The 17,860-nt window shown below is 70.2% G+C and carries 15 protein-coding genes, 1 tRNA gene and 1 riboswitch; of the genes, 11 read left to right on the forward strand and 5 right to left on the reverse strand.

From position 1 onward, the window contains the following. Positions 1-85: 85 nt before the first annotated feature. The 8 genes from SSOG_RS26415 (at position 86) to SSOG_RS26450 (ending at position 9,000) form a co-directional block, all read left to right on the forward strand. Positions 86-1,030: a transglycosylase family protein gene (locus tag SSOG_RS26415; RefSeq protein ID WP_039938759.1), complete on the forward strand. Its 945-nt coding sequence runs from the start codon at positions 86-88 to the stop codon at positions 1,028-1,030. A 254-nt stretch (positions 1,031-1,284) separates the two neighbouring features. Continuing rightward, positions 1,285-1,452, forward strand: a riboswitch (cyclic di-AMP (ydaO/yuaA leader). Between the two features lie 6 nt (positions 1,453-1,458). Beyond that, positions 1,459-2,133 carry a LysM peptidoglycan-binding domain-containing protein gene (locus SSOG_RS26420; RefSeq protein ID WP_039938760.1) on the forward strand — a complete coding sequence of 225 codons (675 nt, stop codon included), beginning with the start codon at positions 1,459-1,461 and terminating at the stop codon, positions 2,131-2,133. A gap of 114 nt (positions 2,134-2,247) precedes the next feature. Then, entirely contained in the window at positions 2,248-3,534 is a 1,287-nt protein-coding gene (gene eno, locus SSOG_RS26425; RefSeq protein ID WP_199844431.1) for a phosphopyruvate hydratase, read from the forward strand. A 113-nt stretch (positions 3,535-3,647) separates the two neighbouring features. After that, the gene (locus tag SSOG_RS26430) at positions 3,648-4,127 is read left to right on the forward strand and encodes an FtsB family cell division protein (RefSeq protein ID WP_009717322.1); all 480 of its coding nucleotides are present in this window, start codon (positions 3,648-3,650) and stop codon (positions 4,125-4,127) included. A gap of 65 nt (positions 4,128-4,192) precedes the next feature. Further along, the gene (locus tag SSOG_RS26435; RefSeq protein ID WP_009717323.1) at positions 4,193-4,735 is read left to right on the forward strand and encodes a DUF501 domain-containing protein; all 543 of its coding nucleotides are present in this window, start codon (positions 4,193-4,195) and stop codon (positions 4,733-4,735) included. After that, positions 4,732-5,694 (forward strand): Ppx/GppA phosphatase family protein, encoded by a 963-nt coding sequence (locus SSOG_RS26440; RefSeq protein WP_009717324.1) that lies wholly within the window; start codon positions 4,732-4,734, stop codon positions 5,692-5,694. Before SSOG_RS26435 ends, SSOG_RS26440 begins: the two co-directional genes overlap by 4 nt. Positions 5,695-6,090: 396 nt before the next feature. Beyond that, positions 6,091-7,476: an NAD(P)/FAD-dependent oxidoreductase gene (locus SSOG_RS26445; protein WP_039938762.1), complete on the forward strand. Its 1,386-nt coding sequence runs from the start codon at positions 6,091-6,093 to the stop codon at positions 7,474-7,476. Positions 7,477-7,683: 207 nt separating this feature from the next. Further along, a complete protein-coding gene (locus SSOG_RS26450) occupies positions 7,684-9,000 on the forward strand; it encodes an SAM-dependent methyltransferase (protein WP_009717326.1) in 1,317 nt (438 codons plus the stop codon). Between the two features lie 83 nt (positions 9,001-9,083). On the opposite strand, the gene SSOG_RS26455 is transcribed toward SSOG_RS26450, so the two are convergent. Further along, positions 9,084-11,630 carry an ABC transporter permease gene (locus SSOG_RS26455; RefSeq protein ID WP_009717327.1) on the reverse strand — a complete coding sequence of 849 codons (2,547 nt, stop codon included), beginning with the start codon at positions 11,628-11,630 and terminating at the stop codon, positions 9,084-9,086. A gap of 75 nt (positions 11,631-11,705) precedes the next feature. Further along, positions 11,706-12,488 carry an ABC transporter ATP-binding protein gene (locus SSOG_RS26460; RefSeq protein ID WP_009717328.1) on the reverse strand — a complete coding sequence of 261 codons (783 nt, stop codon included), beginning with the start codon at positions 12,486-12,488 and terminating at the stop codon, positions 11,706-11,708. A gap of 409 nt (positions 12,489-12,897) precedes the next feature. On the opposite strand from SSOG_RS26460, the gene SSOG_RS26465 reads away from it, so the two are divergent. Together SSOG_RS26465 and SSOG_RS26470 are read left to right on the forward strand one after the other, a co-directional pair. Continuing rightward, positions 12,898-12,980, forward strand: a tRNA-Leu gene (locus tag SSOG_RS26465). A 207-nt stretch (positions 12,981-13,187) separates the two neighbouring features. Beyond that, positions 13,188-14,084 (forward strand): Bax inhibitor-1/YccA family protein, encoded by an 897-nt coding sequence (locus SSOG_RS26470; protein ID WP_009717329.1) that lies wholly within the window; start codon positions 13,188-13,190, stop codon positions 14,082-14,084. 164 nt (positions 14,085-14,248) lie between these two features. On the opposite strand, the gene SSOG_RS26475 is transcribed toward SSOG_RS26470, so the two are convergent. Next, the gene (locus SSOG_RS26475) at positions 14,249-14,479 is read right to left on the reverse strand and encodes a DUF4287 domain-containing protein (protein ID WP_009717330.1); all 231 of its coding nucleotides are present in this window, start codon (positions 14,477-14,479) and stop codon (positions 14,249-14,251) included. A gap of 123 nt (positions 14,480-14,602) precedes the next feature. Between SSOG_RS26475 and SSOG_RS26480 the strand changes: the two genes are divergently transcribed. Further along, positions 14,603-14,932 carry a hypothetical protein gene (locus SSOG_RS26480; RefSeq protein ID WP_078510635.1) on the forward strand — a complete coding sequence of 110 codons (330 nt, stop codon included), beginning with the start codon at positions 14,603-14,605 and terminating at the stop codon, positions 14,930-14,932. Between the two features lie 247 nt (positions 14,933-15,179). Here SSOG_RS26480 and SSOG_RS26485 read toward each other — a convergent pair whose 3' ends face one another. Further along, positions 15,180-16,136 (reverse strand): hypothetical protein, encoded by a 957-nt coding sequence (locus tag SSOG_RS26485; protein ID WP_078510406.1) that lies wholly within the window; start codon positions 16,134-16,136, stop codon positions 15,180-15,182. Between the two features lie 253 nt (positions 16,137-16,389). Continuing rightward, entirely contained in the window at positions 16,390-17,610 is a 1,221-nt protein-coding gene (locus SSOG_RS26490) for an acetyl-CoA C-acetyltransferase (RefSeq protein WP_009717333.1), read from the reverse strand. Between the last annotated feature and the right edge of the window lie 250 nt (positions 17,611-17,860).

A 17,860-nucleotide genomic window follows, 5' to 3' on the forward strand; every position in this document is an offset into this window, starting at 1 on the left:
ACCTGGGATACACCGGCTTGTGATGATCGTGTGGCGTCGCTATGTTCAACCGACAAACCGAACCCCCACACGAGAGGCGATTCGCATGCTTTCCGGGAACGGACGTCACCGCCGCCCCCGCCAGGCTCCGGCCATCGTCGTCGCGGCGGGGGTGACCGGCGCGAGCATCGCCCTCCCGCTCTTCGGAGCGACCGGCGCCCAGGCCGCCCCCGCTTCCACATGGGACCAGGTCGCCGAGTGCGAGAGCGCCGGGATGTGGAGCGCCAACGAGGGCAACGGCTTCTACGGCGGTCTTCAACTGACCCTCGACATGTGGAAGAAGTACGGCGGCACCAGCTACGCCCCGCGCCCCGACCTCGCCAGCCGCTCCCAGCAGATATCCGTCGCCGAGTCGATCCTCGGTGACCGCGGACCGGACGCCTGGCCCAGCTGCGCGCTGAACGCCGGGCTGACCGACGGCGGCGACGCCCCGGACGTGAACCCGGGCAGCACGGCGCGCCCCTCCCAGCAGGACGACGCGGAGCGCGAGGACCGTGACCGGTCCGACGCCCGGGACCGTGGCGATGAGGCAGGCAAGGCGCCGGACGCCTCGGACTCCTCCGATGCGCCGGAGCGGCCCCAGGACTCGGCCACGCCGGGCGAGTCGGAGGACCCCGACGGCCAGGGTGACGACGCGCCCTCCCCGTCCCCTACGTCCAGCGCGCCGTCCTCCGACGCGTCCGACCCCGCGCCGACCCCCTCCTCCACCGAGGACGGCTCCGAGGGCTCCTCCGGCAGGCATCGGGGCGAACGGGACGCGGGGGAGCGGCCGAGCGACCATGCCTCGCGCGGCGGTGCCGACAGGGCCGAAAACCCCACGGATGGCGGCTACACAGTGCGTCCGGGTGACAACCTTTCAGCAATCGCCGAAAAGCAGGAATTGGGCGCCGACTGGCGTCGGCTCTACGAGTCGAACGAAAACCTCATCGGAACCGACCCGGATCTCATTCTTCCTGGTCAGCGGCTTGATCTCACCATCAGGGGCCAGTAGTTCGGGGGGATTTGCCCGATCTGGAACCGGTGAGACATACCTCTCGTCACATTTTCCGGGGCGTCCGAGGTGTCCGGTCTCTCCGTACCCGGCCCCACCTGCGCCGATGTGGGCCGAGTGAGATCGATAACAGCCCTGTTCGCTGGGATAAGGGTGTTTGAACGTTTCCCGCACGTGTGTTTAACGTCTTTCCGCTCGCCACAACGAGCACCGTCGACCGTCACGCCGAGTCCTGCCGGCGGTCGTCCGGTACCGACGCGCCAGCGCCGAAGGCAGGAGCGGGGGACCCAAGGTAAGTGCCGGGAGGCCAGCGGGATCGGCCAAGCGGCTAGGGGTGAAGCAGGGTGCGGACCTCCGCACCCAGCCGGGCAACTCACGCCCGAACCCGACAGCTCACCTCGTAGGCGTCGGTGAGGAAACGAACCAACATGTCCAATGCTCAGGGCAAGCACCGTCGTCCTTCCAAGGCCACTCGTATCGCCGCGCTCGCCGGCCTCGCCGGAGCCGCAGTGGCCACTCCGCTCATCGGTGCGACGTCCGCCTCTGCCGCCACCACGTCCCAGTGGGACCAGGTCGCGCAGTGTGAGTCCGGTGGCAACTGGTCGATCAACACCGGCAACGGCTACTACGGCGGCCTTCAGTTCTCCTCCTCCACCTGGGCCGCGTACGGCGGTACCGCCTTCGCACCCACCGCCGACAAGGCCGGCAAGGCCCAGCAGATCCAGGTGGCCGAGAAGGTCCTCGCCAGCCAGGGCAAGGGTGCCTGGCCGGTCTGCGGCAAGGGCCTGACCAGCGGCGGCGCCCCGTCCGCCCCGGCGCCGTCCACCCCGTCGCAGAGCCAGTCCGACTCCTCGCAGTCGGCCCCGTCCGCCAAGCCGAAGGCCGCGCCCCGCAGCGCGCCCGAGCACGCCGCGCGCGACCAGGCCCGCGGCCCGATCAAGAAGGGCGACGGCGAGTACAAGGTCAAGTCCGGTGACACCCTCGGCAAGATCGCCAAGGCCGAGGACGTCAAGGGCGGCTGGAAGAAGCTCTTCGAGCTGAACAAGAACATCATCGAGAAGGCCGACATGATCTTCCCCGGCCAGCAGCTCCACCTGAGCTGAGCAGCCACACCGTAGCCAACGAGCCCCGGCTGGGTGCGCCGCCCCCACGGTGCGCCCCGCCGGGGCTTCGGTGCGGTTAGGCTCATGCTGCTACCGAAGACCCATACGAAGGAGATCCTCGTGCCGTCCATCGACGTCGTCGTAGCTCGCGAGATCCTCGACTCGCGAGGCAACCCCACGGTCGAGGTCGAGGTCGGCCTCGACGACGGCAGCACCGGCCGTGCCGCCGTCCCGTCCGGCGCCTCCACCGGCGCCTTCGAGGCCCTCGAACTCCGTGACGGCGACAAGAACCGCTATGGCGGCAAGGGCGTGGAGAAGGCCGTCCTCGCCGTCATCGAGCAGATCGGCCCCGAGCTGGTCGGTTATGACGCCACCGAGCAGCGCCTGATCGACCAGGCGATGTTCGATCTGGATGCCACTCCGGACAAGTCCTCGCTCGGTGCCAACGCCATCCTCGGCGTCTCCCTCGCCGTGGCGCACGCCGCCTCCGAGGCGTCCGACCTGCCCCTCTTCCGTTACCTCGGCGGCCCGAACGCGCACCTGCTGCCGGTCCCGATGATGAACATCCTCAACGGCGGCTCGCACGCCGACTCCAATGTGGACATCCAGGAGTTCATGATCGCGCCGGTCGGCGCGGAGTCCTTCTCCGAGGCCCTGCGCTGGGGTGCCGAGGTCTACCACACCCTGAAGGGCGTGCTGAAGGAGCGCGGCCTGTCCACCGGTCTCGGTGACGAGGGCGGCTTCGCGCCGAACCTCGACTCCAACCGGGACGCCCTCGACCTCATCGTCGAGGCCATCAAGAAGGCCGGCTACCAGCCCGGCCAGGACATCGCGCTCGCGCTCGACGTCGCCGCCTCCGAGTTCCACAAGGACGGCGTCTACCAGTTCGAGGGCAAGGCCCGCACCGCGTCCGAGATGACCGCGTACTACGCCGAGCTGGTCGAGGCGTACCCGCTGGTCTCCATCGAGGACCCGCTGAACGAGGAGGACTGGGACGGCTGGAAGACGATCACCGAGCAGCTCGGTGACAAGGTCCAGCTGGTCGGTGACGACCTGTTCGTGACCAACCCCGAGCGGCTGGCCCGCGGCATCGACAACGACACCGCGAACGCCCTGCTGGTCAAGGTCAACCAGATCGGCTCGCTGACCGAGACCCTCGACGCCGTCGAGCTGGCCCAGCGCAGCGGCTTCAAGTGCATGATGTCGCACCGCTCCGGTGAGACCGAGGACGTCACGATCGCCGACCTGGCCGTCGCCACCAACTGCGGCCAGATCAAGACCGGCGCCCCGGCCCGCTCCGAGCGGGTGGCCAAGTACAACCAGCTGCTGCGCATCGAGGAGATCCTCGACGACGCCGCGGTGTACGCGGGCCGCTCCGCCTTCCCGCGCTTCAAGGGCTGACCGCTTCTCGATCCTCGAGGAGCGGACACGTCTGACGCCTGTCCCCGGCCGCGGTCCCGTACCGTGGCCGGGGACGGCGTTACTCGAAACGAAGTCATCACCGGGGAGGCGACGTGCCGGCGGATCGGTTCTCCACCGCGACCAGGCTCAAGGCGCTCGGCGAACACGCCGCCGCCCGGGTCTACCGTGCCCGGATCAAGCGCCGCCGCAGCCGGCTCACCGGCCGGGCCGCCCTCCTCGCGCTGGTCGTCTGCTCCCTGGTGGTCGCGCTGGCCTACCCGATGCGGCAGTACATCTCCCAGCGCTCGGAGATCGCCGACCAGCGGCGCCAGGCCCAGCGCGAGCGCGCCGAGGTGGCCAAGCTGCGCGAGCAGAAGGCCCGGCTGCGCGACCCCGCGTACATCGAGCGGCAGGCCCGCGAGCATCTTCACTATCTGATGCCCGGCGAGACCGGCTTCAGCATGGTGGACCCCGGCGCCCGGGCCGAGCGCTCCACCGACCGGGGCGCGGCCGACCGCCCCTGGTACACCAACCTCTGGGACGCCGTGGACACGGCGGACGCGCCGAAGGCGGCCGCCGCCGCGGACCGCTGACGCGCCGCGTCCGGCGCCCCGCGGTCGTACCCGGCCCGATACCGATCGAAGAGAACTTTCCCCTCATGGACACGCCCCCTCCGCAGACGGAGCCCACCGCGCCCACCGACGCGGACATCGCCGCCGTCAAGGAGCAGCTGAACCGCCTCCCGCGGGGCCTGCGCGCCGTCGCGCACCGCTGCCCCTGCGGCAACCCCGATGTCGTCGAGACCGCGCCGCGCCTCGAGGACGGCACGCCGTTCCCGACCACGTACTACCTGACCTGCCCGCGCGCCGCGTCCGCGATCGGCACGCTGGAGGCCGAGGGCGTGATGAAGGAGATGACGGCCCGGCTGGGCGAGGACCCCGAGCTCGCCGCCGCCTACCGCGCCGCCCACGAGGACTACATCGCGCGCCGCGACGCCATCGAGGTGCTGGAGGGCTTCCCGAGCGCGGGCGGCATGCCGGACCGGGTGAAGTGCCTGCACGTCCTGGTCGGCCACTCCCTCGCGGCCGGTCCCGGGGTCAATCCGCTCGGCGACGAGGCGATCGCGCTGCTGCCGGAGTGGTGGCGCAAGGGCCCGTGCGTCGCGCCCTGTGCCGAGAAGACGGAGGAGGAGACCGCATGACCCGCGTCGCGGCCGTGGACTGCGGCACCAATTCGATCCGGCTGCTGGTCGCCGACGCCGACCCGGCCACGGGTGAGCTGACCGAGCTGGACCGCCGGATGACGATCGTCCGGCTGGGCCAGGGTGTGGACCGCACCGGGCGGCTGGCCCCCGAGGCGCTGGAGCGCACCTTCGCCGCGTGCCGGGAGTACGCGGAGGTCATACGCACGCTGGGCGCCGAGCGCGTCCGCTTCGTCGCCACCTCGGCCTCGCGGGACGCCGAGAACCGTGAGGAGTTCGTGCGCGGCGTGGTCGACATCCTCGGCGTCGAGCCCGAGGTGATCACCGGCGATCAGGAGGCGGCGTTCTCCTTCACCGGCGCGACCAAGGAGCTGACCGGCCACGAGCACCTGAGCGGTCCGTTCCTGGTGGTGGACCTCGGCGGTGGCTCGACCGAGTTCGTCAGCGGCGACGACGGGGTACGGGCGGCCCGCAGCGTCGACATCGGCTGTGTGCGGCTGACGGAGCGCCATCTCGTCGTGGACGGCCAGGTCGCCGACGTGCCGACCGAGGATCAGATCTCGGCCGTCAGGGCGGATATCGAGCGGGCGCTGGACCTCGCCGAGGAGACGGTGCCGCTCACCGGCGCCTGCCGCCCCGGCGAGGGCGGCCACACCTTGGTCGGGCTGGCCGGTACGGTCACCACCGTCGCCGCCATCGCGCTGGGCCTGGCGGAGTACGACCCGGCCGCGATCCACCACGCCCGGGTGCACGCCGGTCAGGTCGGCGAGATCACGGCCAAGCTGCTGACCTCGACCCACGAGGAGCGGGCGGCGATCGGGGCGATGCATCCGGGCCGGGTCGACGTGATCACCGCGGGCGCCCTGGTGCTGCTGGCGATCATGAATCGGACCGGTGCGGAGGAGGTCGTCGTGAGCGAACACGACATCCTCGACGGCATCGCCTGGAGCATCGCCTGAGCGGGATCGATATCGTCTGAGCGGCCCGGAAGGGCCCTTCGGGGGCCTTCCGCGGACCGCCGCCAAAAGAGTTCGTGAAACTCTTCACATGAAAAAGGTGCCTGGTGGCCGCCTTCCGGGCCGCCTCAGGGGCGCTATTGGTGACGGTGTTCATCAAGTCGGGCCCGATCATGGCCGATCGCCCCATGCGCCGGACCGCTCGGGAACCCCGTGGTCTACTCGCGCGTTCAACAGCTATCGCTGCTCAGCGGGGCTGGGAACGCCTCGCTCCGGTTGCCGGTTCCCCGGCCGAGCTATGGCCTCCGTCACGGGGGCGGCGGAGTGTAGCAGATACCCCCACATTGCTTGTGAAGGGGCTCACGAGGTCCCCCTCGGGGGGTGCTGGATACTCGAATCATGAGCACCACGGAGCGTCCCAGGATCCTCGTTGTAGGCGGTGGGTACGTAGGCCTGTACGCGGCGCGCCGCATCCTCAAGAAGATGCGGTACGGCGAGGCGACTGTCACGGTCGTCGACCCCCGCTCGTACATGACGTACCAGCCCTTCCTCCCCGAAGCTGCGGCCGGCAGCATCTCTCCGCGCCACGTCGTGGTTCCGCTGCGGCGTGTGCTTCCCAAGGCGGAGGTCCTCACCGGCCGGGTGTCGAACATCGACCAGGACCGCAAGGTCGCCGTCGTCCAGCCGCTCGTCGGCGAGTCGTACGAGCTGCCCTTCGACTACCTCGTCATCGCGATGGGCGCGGTCTCCCGCACCTTCCCGATTCCCGGCCTGGCCGAGAACGGCATCGGGATGAAGGGCATAGAAGAGGCCATCGGCCTGCGCAATCACGTTCTCGAGCAGCTCGACAAGGCCGACTCCACCACGGACGAGGACATCCGCCGCAAGGCGCTCACCTTCGTCTTCGTCGGCGGTGGCTTCGCGGGTGCGGAGACCATCGGCGAGGTCGAGGACATGGCCCGCGACGCGGCCAAGTACTACCCGAACGTGAAGCGCGAGGACATGCGCTTCGTGCTCGTCGACGCGGCCGACAAGATCCTCCCCGAGGTAGGCCCGAAGCTCGGCCAGTGGGGTCTGGAGCACCTCCAGAACCGCGGTGTCGAGATCTACCTCAACACCTCGATGAACTCCTGCGTCGACGGCCACGTGGTGCTCAAGAACGGCCTCGAGGTCGACTCCAACACCATCGTGTGGACCGCGGGCGTCAAGCCCAACCCGGCGCTCGCCCGGTTCGGCCTCCCGCTCGGCCCGCGCGGCCACGTGGACACCGGCGCGACCCTCCAGGTGAAGGGCACCGACTACATCTGGGCCGCGGGCGACAACGCCCAGGTGCCGGACCTCGCCAGCGGCGAGGGCGCCTGGTGCCCGCCGAACGCCCAGCACGCGCTGCGCCAGGCCAGGGTCCTCGGCGACAACGTGATCTCGGGCATGCGGGGCTTCCCGCAGGGCGAGTACAAGCACGCCAACAAGGGCGCCGTCGCGGGTCTCGGCCTCCACAAGGGCGTCGCGATGATCGTCATGGGCAAGATGAAGATCAAGCTCAAGGGCCGGCTGGCCTGGTACATGCACCGTGGCTACCACGGCATGGCGATGCCGACCTTCAACCGCAAGATCCGGGTCTTCGCCGACTGGACGCTGGGCATGTTCCTCAAGCGCGAGGTCGTCTCCCTCGGCGCCATGGAGAACCCCCGCGAGGAGTTCTACGAGGCCGCCGCCCCGGTCTCCGCGGCCGCCGCCGCGAAGGCTTCCGCCGAGGTCACCGCGGAGAAGGCCAAGGCGTCCTGACGCCGGCCCGGGGCACCGGGCAGCTGAACGTCGCGCACATCTGAATACCGTGAAAACGCCGAGGGCGTCCGCCATCCGTGGGGCGGACGCCCTTCGCGTGCGCGCTTTTTACCGTTTCCAGACGTGTCGGCGGGACTGTACGGGCGGTTCCATGGTGTTTACGTGGTGAGTATCTTCCCTGACTCGCCATCATGGAGGTGTGCCGAGATGACCGACGCCGCCGCGAGACTTGCCGCCCTGGCCGAGGAGGTGCTGGGAGCCCCGCTCCCCCTCCGCATCCGGGCCTGGGACCGCAGCGAGACCGGTCCGCCCGGCGCCCCCGTCCTCATCCTGCGGCGCCGCCGGGCGCTGCGCCGGATGCTGTGGAAGCCGGGCGAACTCGGTCTGGCCCGGGCCTGGGTGGCGGGCGATCTCGAGGTCGAGGGCGATCTCTACGAGGCGCTGGACCAGCTGGCCGGGCTGCTCTGGGAGCGGGACGAACCCGCGGCCCCGCGCCGGACCCGCCTCGCCGCGGCACTGAAGGCGGCGCGCGACCCGAAGGTGCGCGCGGCCGTCCGCGAACTGGTCACCCTCGCCGGCCCCGGGCTGCCGCCGGCCCCGCCGCGCGAGGAGGCCGGGTCGACCCGCGGGCCGCTGCACACCCTGCGCCGGGACAAGCAGGCCATCAGCCACCACTACGACGTCGGCAACGACTTCTACGAGCTGGTGCTCGGCCCCTCGATGGTCTACTCGTGCGCGTACTGGGAAAGACCGGACACCACGCTGGAAGAGGCGCAGCGGGCCAAACTCGACCTGGTCTGCCGCAAGCTCGCGCTGGAGCCCGGGCAGCGGCTGCTGGACGTGGGGTGCGGCTGGGGCTCGATGGTGCTGCACGCGGCGCGCGAGTACGGGGTGCGGGCGGTCGGCATCACGCTCTCCGAGGAGCAGGCGTCGTACGCCCGTAAGCGCATCGCGGACGCCGGGCTGACCGATGAGATCGAGATCCGGGTGCAGGACTACCGGGAGATCGACGACGGTCCGTACGACGCGATCTCCTCGATCGGCATGGCCGAGCACGTGGGTTCCGTGCGGTACGCCGAGTACACCGGCATCCTGCACCGGCTGCTGGCCCCCGGCGGGCGGCTGCTGAACCACCAGATCGCCCGGCGCCCCGAGCCGGACGAGGAGGCGTACCACGTGGACGAGTTCATCGACCGCTACGTCTTCCCCGACGGCGAACTGGCCCCCGTCGGCCGGACCGTGACCCAGCTGGAGGAGGCCGGGTTCGAGGTGCGCGACGTGGAGGCGATCCGCGAGCACTACGCGCTCACCCTGCGCCGCTGGGTCGCCAACCTGGAGCGGTCCTGGCCGGAGGCCGTCCGGCTGACCTCCCCGGGCCGGGCCCGGGTGTGGCGGCTCTACATGGCCGCCTCCGCGCTGTCGTTCGAACGCAACCGGATCGGCGTCAACCAGATCCTCGCCGTCCGTACGCCGGAGAGCGGCGCGTCCGGGCTGCCGCTGCGGACCCGGGACTGGCGCGGCTGACCGGACAGGGAGCTGACCGGACAGAGAACGGGCCTGATGCGCGGGAAGCGCATCAGGCCCGTTTTGTGTCACTCAGAGCCGGTCTACTCGGCCTTGATGGACTCCAGCATGTTGAGCTTGGCCGCCCGGCGCGCGGGCCACAGGGCCGCCAGCACGCCCACGAACGCGGCCATCGCCAGGAACAGACCCATCCGGCCCCACGGCAGGACCAGTTCGTAGGTCGAGAGACCGGTGGAGATCAGCTCACCGGCCGCCCAGCCGAAGAAGACGCCGAGGCCGATGCCGAGCACCCCGCCGAACAGCGAGATGACCAGCGACTCCAGCCGCACCATCCGCTTGATGCCGCGCCGGTCCAGACCGATGGCCCGCAGCATGCCGATCTCCTGCGACCGTTCGAAGACCGACATGGCCAGGGTGTTGATGACCCCGAGCACCGCGACGATCACGGCCATGGCCAGCAGGCCGTAGAGCATGTTCAGCATCAGGGTGAACAGCTTGGCGATGCCGTCGGAGATGTCCTTCTTGTTCTGGACCTGGAGGGCCGGGTTGTCGCCCAGCGCCTTGGTCAGCGCGTCCTTGTTGGCCTCGGTCGCCCCGCCCTTGGTCTTCAGCATCACCTGGAAGTCGGTGACGGTGGCCATGTGCGGGGTGATGGTGGCGGCGTCGACCATGACCCCGCGGATCATCTGGTTGCCCTCGTACACACCGCCGACGGTCAGCTTGGCGCTGCGGCCGTCCTGGTACGTCACGGGGACGGCCGAACCGACCTTCCAGTGGTTGCTGTCGGCGGTCTTGTCGTCGACGACGACCTTCTGCCCGCCGAAGCCGGAGAACGACCCGTCGAGGAAGTCCACCCCGACCAGCTGCTTGATGGCCTTGGGGTTGACGCCCGTCAGGGAGTCGGTCTTGCCGCCGATCTTGGCCGGGGCCTGGCGCAGCGGGCTGACCGCGGTGACCTCGGGCTGCTTCTCCAGCTTCTTGGCCACGTCCGGGGACAGCGGCCGCGGGGCCCCGCCGGCGCCGCCCATGCTGACGACGTAGTCGGACTTCAGGCCGTCCGAGGCCATCTGGTCGATGCCCTTCTGGACACTGCCCGCGATCACCGTCATGCCGGTGATCAGGGTGAGGCCGACCATCAGCGCGGAGGCGGTGGCGGCGGTACGGCGCGGGTTGCGCACCGCGTTCTGCCGGGCGAGCTTGCCGGACATCCCGAACAGCCGCAGCACCGGGGCGGCGGCCGCGATCAGCGGCCGGGACAGCAGCGGGGTGAGCACGAACACGCCGATCACCAGGACCGCGGCGCCGAACGCCATCGGGCCCTTGCCGTCCATGCCCTGGCCGGAGCCGTACAGCACCAGCGCCACACCGGCCGCGCCGAGCAGCGCGCCGATCGTGTTCCGTACCACCAGGCCGCGGGTCGTCGGAGCCGCGTGGACGCTGCTCATGGCGGCGACCGGCGGGATCTTCGCGGCGCGGCGGCCCGGCAGCCAGGCGGCGAGCACGGTCACCACGACGCCGACGAGCAGCGAGGCCAGCACGGTGGTGGGCTCGATGACCAGCGGTCCGTCCGGGACGGTGGCCCCGGTGGAGCTGAGCAGCGAGCGCAGCCCGGCGCCGATGCCGACACCGGCGGCCATGCCCACGACGGCGGCGACGGCGCCGACGGCGGTGGCCTCGATCAGCACCGAGCGGGTCACCTGACGGCGGCTCGCGCCGACCGCCCGCATCAGGGCCAGTTCCTTGGTGCGCTGGGCGACCAGCATGGTGAAGGTGTTGGCGATGATGAAGATGCCGACGAAGAGCGCGATCCCGGCGAAGACCAGCATGGCGGTCTGCATGCTGCTCATGCCCTGCTTGATCTGCTCGGCCTGGTCGTCGGCGAGCTTCTGGCCGGTGGCGGCCTCGGCGTCCTGCGGCAGGACCTTGTCGACCGCGGACTTCAGGGCGGCCTGCGAGGTTCCGGCGGCGGCCTTCACGTCGATCTCGTCGAACTGGCCGGGCTTGGCGAACAGCTTCTGCGCGGTGGCGTTGTCGTACAGCGCGAGGCTGCCGCCCGCCGCGACATTGCCGTCGTCGGTGGTGAAGACGCCGGAGATCTTCTCGGTGCGCACCGGGCCGTTGACGGAGACCCGGATGGTGTCACCGGCCTTGTAGTGGCCCTTCTCGGCGGACTTGGAGTCGAGCGCGATCTCGCCCGCGGCCTTGGGCGCGCGGCCCTCGGTCAGCGTGTACCGCGGGTCCTTGCCGTCGGGGCCCGGGTAGTAGTTCCCGCCGAGGGTCGAGAAGCCGTCGCCGAGCATCTCGCCGTTCCGGTCGGCGAGGGCGGTGAAGCCCTTGACGACACCGGTGGCGGAGGCGGCGCCGGGCACCTTGGCCGCCTTGTCGAGCACCTGCTGGCTGAGCCGCGGCGTGGGGCCGGGGACGCCGGAGCCGGAGTCGGACTTGTGCGGGGTGATGGCGACGTCGACGCCGTCGAAGCCCTTTTCGGAGCTCTTCTGGTAGGCGGCGGAGATGGTGTTGGTGAAGACCAGGGTGCCGGAGACGAAGGCCACGCCGAGCATGACGGCGAGGACGGTCATCAGCAGCCGGGCCTTGTGCGCAAGCACGTTGCGCAGGGCGGTACGGAGCATGGAAGTCAGTCCTGGGGAGGAAGCGAAAAGGTGCGGAGGCGGGAGCGGCGTGCGGTGACGGACGCGCGCCTCGCGTCAGCTCGTACGGCCCTTGGCGTCGAACCGCTTCATGCGGTCCAGCACCGAGTCGGCGGTCGGGTCCAGCAGCTCGTCCACGATCTGGCCGTCGGCGAGGAAGACCACCCGGTCGGCGTAGGCCGCGGCGACCGGATCGTGGGTCACCATGACCACGGTCTGGCCCAGTTCGCGCACCGAGTTGCGCAGGAAGCCCAGCACCTCGGCGCCGGAGCGGGAGTCGAGGTTTCCGGTGGGCTCGTCCGCGAAGATGATCTCGGGCTTGCCGGCCAGCGCGCGGGCCACGGCGACACGCTGCTGCTGACCGCCGGAGAGCTGGCTGGGGCGGTGCTTGAGCCGCCCGGCCAGACCGACCGTCTCCACGACCCGGTCCAGCCACGCAGAGTCGGCCTTGCGGCCCGCGATGTCCATCGGCAGGGTGATGTTCTCCAGCGCGTTCAGCGTCGGCAGCAGGTTGAACGCCTGGAAGATGAACCCGATCTTGTCGCGGCGCAGTTGGGTGAGTTTCTTGTCCTTGAGGGCCGTCAGCTCGACGTCACCGATGCGCGCCGAGCCGCTGGAGACGGAGTCCAGGCCCGCCATGCAGTGCATCAGCGTCGACTTGCCCGAACCCGAGGGGCCCATGATCGCGGTGAACTCGGCTTGCCGGAACTCGACGGAGACGGCGTCCAGGGCGACGACCTGGGTCTCGCCCTGTCCGTAGACCTTGGAGAGGTCCGTTGCCCGGGCTGCCGCCGTCGTGGAACGGGCGGCGGTCTCGACGCCGGAAGTGGTGGTGGTCACGGTGCGGAGCTCCTGTCGTGCGGTGCGGTCGGCCGGGGACGTCCCTCCATCGTCCTTGCCACAAAGGGGGACGGGATCCCTCGCTCCTCCGGTTCTGCGCGCGACTCGGGTCGTACGTACGCGGGACCGGAGTCCTCCTTGGGTAGGAGAGGACCCCCGAATGGGGGCATCGAGATTGCGTCAATCCGCCGTCAAAGGGGTCACAGGGCATATAAGCAGGTCCGGCGGGCGCCGGCATCGACGGGTACCCTGACCCACTGCTGATGGGCCCTCAGTTGCCAATAAAATAAGACAACCTCGGTCCGGTGATTCGCTGTTCGGGTCCATCGGCCCGGATAGGCTCGTGCTGCTCTCCTATGGGGAGGGAGGTACGGAGGTACGCACTTCGTACGTCCCAGGGTGAGCCGCTGCCCGGATGGTGGAATGCAGACACGGCGAGCTTAAACCTCGCTGCCCCTCGCGGGCGTACCGGTTCAAGTCCGGTTCCGGGCACCTCCAGATCTCGTGGGCGCACTCTGTGTGCGCGAGCCGTCGCCGACCGTGCGACCAGGGTCCGCGCCCGGTCCCGTACCGGCTGCCGGGGGGACCTCGCGCTGTCCGGGCGCGCGTGAAAAGATCCTCCTTGGGCACTAGGGTGCTTTCTTTGCTTACCCATTACTCTTGAGTCAAGGTCGCGCAGGGCGGCCATGGAGGAGTGAGATGAGGAGCAGCAACCCGGTCTTCTCGCGACGGGGGTTCAGCCGCAGCGGCGGCTACGCCGGCTTCGGCGCGGCCCAGCAGGCCGGGGGCCCCGCCGCAGTCCAGGGCAACCCGTACGCGGGCACCAATCCGTACGCGCAGACGCAAGCGGCACCGGCCAACCCCTATGCCGTCGGTGGCCAGCAGAACCTGACGCCCGAGCAGCTCCAGCAGATGTACGGAGCGCCCCCGGCCGGTCAGCAGACCGGCCGGATGACGATGGACGACGTCGTCATGCGCACCGGTATGACGCTGGGCACCGTGGTCGTCGCGGCCGCCGTCGCCTGGATCGCGCACCTTCCCATCGGTGCGGGCATCGGCGCCGCGCTGGTCGCGATGGTGCTGGGTCTGGTGCAGGCGTTCAAGCGCACGCCCTCGCCCGCGCTCATCCTGGGGTACGCCGCCTTCGAGGGACTCTTCCTCGGCGTCATCAGCCAGGTCTACAACGAGCGCTGGTCCGGCGCTCCCATGCAGGCGGTCCTCGGCACGATGGCCGTCTTCATCGGTGTGCTCGCCGCGTACAAGACCCGGCTCATCCGGGTGAACGCGCGCTTTCAGCGGTTCGTGCTGGCGGCGGCCATCGGCTTCATCCTGCTGATGGCGGTCAACCTGCTGTTCGCCGCCTTCGGCGGCGGTGACGGCCTGGGCTTCCGCAGCGGTGGCCTCGGCATCGCCTTCGGCATCATCGGCGTCGTGCTCGGTGCCGCGTTCCTGGCGATGGACTTCAAGCAGGTCGAGGACGGCGTCCGGTACGGCGCTCCGCGCGAGGAGTCCTGGCTGGCCGCGTTCGGTCTGACGCTGTCGCTGGTGTGGATCTACCTGGAGCTGCTCCGGCTGATCTCCATCTTCAGGGACTAGCGTCCGGTCCGGGGGCCCGATGGGCCCCCGTCGGCCCCGTAACAGCCGAAGGGGATCTTTGGAAGCATTGCTTCCACCGGACCTTCGCGGTCTTCTGCGGCCTAAGCCGCTTTCGTCATCTCGTGCCCGTCTGTGGTACACGCTTGAAGCCTCCAGGCAGCGGGCTACAGCAGTTTGCGTGCCGCGCGCCTCAGGTCGTGTTCGTGGATGATCGCTTTGGCGTGCCCATAGGCGAGCTGGTGCTCGCCCCGCAGCCAGCTGACCTTCTCCTCGAAGCGGAAGAAGGCGGGACCTTCGTCTACCGTGCGCAGCCAGTCGGCAATCTCACGGCCGGTGCATTGGGGGATGCGGGAGAGTAGGTTCCGGTGAGTCTCGTCGGAGAAGATCTGGGACATCGGCGCCTCCGGACGCGTCCATTCCGGACCCGGATTCAATCACCCGGGTGGGGTCCTTCAGCTCACCGTGCCTGAGTGTTCGGCCGTTGGCAACAGTCCGTGGGTGGCGCATACGCTCACGACGTGGATGATGCGACCCCTTTGCTGACTGCCGTAGACCGTCTCGCCGACCGGCTGCGCGCCCTCCCACAGTCCCGGCTGCGCCAGGGCGCCGCGGCCGAAGGACTGGCCCTGGCGAGGGAATTGTCGGTGCGGGCCCAGCGTCTGGAGGAGCCCGGGAACCCGCCGCGGATCATGCCGGACGCGGGGGTTTTCATGATCGCCGACCAGGTCGCGGTGGCCGGTCATGATTTGGTGCACGCGCTGGAGCGTGCGCCGGGTGGCGCCGCGGAGGCGGGTGCCGCGGAAGCGGCCGCGCTCGTCGACGCGGCGGCCGGGCGCTGCGGCCTCTGAGGGCGGGTGCGGCGATTTCACCTTTAGGGCGAAATACCGCCCACGCGGTCGGTAGGCTGCGTGTCGTGCGTTGCGAGAACCAAGCACGCACGACGCGCTGAGCGAGAACCAAGCCAGTGCAACTCAATGCTTTCGGGCAACCGGGCAGGTTCCGTCCCGGCTGGTGCTGAGGGAGTAAGACCTTTCAGGTCGCTGACCTGCGGGGCTTCCTGAGCCAGGATTCCCTCTGCTTCAGCTGGGGGAGGGTTCAAAGCGAAGCGATGACGCGGTCGGCGAGGACGTACACGTTCTCGTCGCCGCAGCCGAAGGTGAGCGCGTACGCGCCCGAGACGCCCGAGCCGCCGAGCAGCACCGGGGCGGTGCCCTCGCGCAGCGCGTCCGCCAGCCGCTCGGCGGTCTCCCGGTGGCCGGGGGTCATGCAGATCGTGGTGCCGTCGGCGAAGACGTACACGTCGAGCGTGCCCAGCGGGCCGGGGCGTACGTCCGCCAGCGGGGTACGGGCCTCCGCCAGCTCGGTCAGCCGGGCCACGGTCCGGTCGTGGTCGGCGACCGGCGACGAGGGCGTGAAGTCGGGGTGCGAGGGGTGGCGGCGGCGCGCGGCGGCCAGCTCGGGCGACTCGAAGGACTCGGCCTCCTGGTCCGTCTCGACGCCGAGCTCCACGCCGATCTCGGCACCCACCTCGGCGCCCACCTCCAGCTCCATCGGCTCCTCCGGCTCCTGCTCCGCGGCGGAGTCGCGGGCGTCCGGGCCCAGCGCGTCCAGGCCGAGCAGGGGCTCCAGACCGGCCAGATCCGCCTGGCGGGGCACGAAGAGCTGCGCGTCGTGCGGCGCGTCGGGGGAGTCCTCGCCGAGCCCGGCCATCCCGCCGAGCAGCGAGGGGGCGTCGGAGGTCCCGGCCGAGTCCCGGGCCTCCTGGGCGGCCCAGAACGCCCGTGCCTCGGCCAGCTCGCGCTCCCGCTCCTCGGCGAGCGCGTCGGCGACGGCCGCCCGTATCTCGGCGGCGGGCGTGGCGCGGGCGGCGGGCACCGTGACGGCGTCCTCCCCGGACCGGTCCGCCCGGCCGGCCGCGGCGACCGTGGCGGCCAGCTCGGCGCGCAGCTCCGTGATCTGCCGCCGCACACCGCGCGCGGTGTGCAGCGCGGCGGCGCCGGTGGCCGTGGCGGCCAGCGCGGCGAGCAGGAGGGCAAAGGTCATGGGGCTCACTGACGTAACTCCCGGTTGCTGTCGATCCCCCGAATTCCTACCTCAGCTTGACTCGGTTCGCCTCTCGGCGTCAGAGCAGGACGTCACGAGCGGACCGAAGTCCATGCCCGGAAGAGGGCCGTCCACCGTACCTGAGCTGCGGAGACGGGGCTCCCCCAGGACGTTGGTCACATCCTGGGGGAGATTGGGTCACAACTCGCGCTCGGGCCGTGTATCGGCGTATCCGTGTGTCCGCGCGGACAGATGGCTCAGCTCAGCTCAGCCGCTCGATGACCATCGCCATGCCCTGGCCGCCGCCCACGCACATGGTCTCCAGGCCGAACTGCTTGTCGTGGAACTGGAGCGAGTTGATCAGCGTGCCGGTGATGCGGGCGCCGGTCATGCCGAACGGGTGGCCCACCGCGATCGCGCCACCGTTGACGTTGAGCCGGTCCAGGTCGATGCCCAGGTCCCGGTAGGACGGGATGACCTGGGCGGCGAACGCCTCGTTGATCTCCACCAGGTCGATGTCGCCGATCGCCAGCCCGGCCCGGGACAGCGCCTGCTTGGACGCCTCGACCGGTCCGTACCCCATGATCTCGGGGGAGAGGCCGGAGACGCCCGTGGACACGATCCGGGCCAGCGGGGTGATGCCCAGCTCGCGCGCCTTGGTGTCGGACATGATCACGAGCGCGGCGGCGCCGTCGTTGAGCGGGCAGCAGTTGCCCGCGGTGACCAGCCCGTCGGGCCGGAACACCGGCTTGAGGCCCTGTACGCCCTCCAGCGTGGTCCCCGCACGCGGCCCGTCGTCCGTGGCCACCACGGTGCCGTCAGGGGTCGTCACGGGGGTGATTTCACGCTCCCAGAAGCCCTTCTTGATGGCCTCCTCGGCGAGGTTCTGGGACCGCACGCCGAACGCGTCCATGTCCTCGCGGGTGATCCCCTTGAGCCGGGCCAGGTTCTCGGCGGTCTGCCCCATCGCGATGTACGCGTCGGGGATCAGCCCGTCCTCGCGCGGGTCGTGCCAGTTGGTGCCCTCCTGCTCGGCGCGCGCGACGGTACGGGCCTCGGCATCGGCGAACACCGGGTTGTGGGTGTCCGGCAGCCCGTCCGATGAGCCCTTGACGCTGCGCGACACCATCTCGACGCCCGCTGAGATGAACACGTCCCCCTCGCCCGCCTTGATGGCGTGCAGCGCCATCCGCGAGGTCTGGAGCGAGGACGAACAGTAACGGGTGATCGTGCACCCGGGCAGATGGTCCATCCCCATCTGCACGGCCACGATCCGCCCCAGGTTGTGCCCCTGCTCCCCACCCGGCAGACCACACCCGAGCATCAGATCGTCGATCTCCCGCGGATCCAGCTGGGGAACCTTGGCGAGGGCGGCCTGGACGATCTCGGCGGTCAGGTCGTCGGGCCGCAGATCCTTGAGCGACCCCTTGAAGGCACGGCCGATGGGCGAACGGGCGGCAGAGACGATCACGGCTTCGGGCATCACGGCTCCATGGGGCGGATCGGGGGTACGGCGTGGGACTGTGAGGGAAGTTACCCGTACGTAGAGCGGGGGTCACGGGGCGAGTGCTGTGACGCGGAACTCTTTTTCCTAAGCGTACGCTCAGCGGCGGATGGCACGAGGTTTTTCCCCACCCCGCCCCTTCCCGCAGTACCGATATGCGGCTCCGCCGCGTGGCGGGCTCCGCCCCGGCCCCCGGGCGGGGGCTTCGCCCCCGAACCCCCACCTGGAC

The sequence above is a fragment of the Streptomyces himastatinicus ATCC 53653 genome (assembly GCF_000158915.1).
Lineage (GTDB): Bacteria > Actinomycetota > Actinomycetes > Streptomycetales > Streptomycetaceae > Streptomyces > Streptomyces himastatinicus.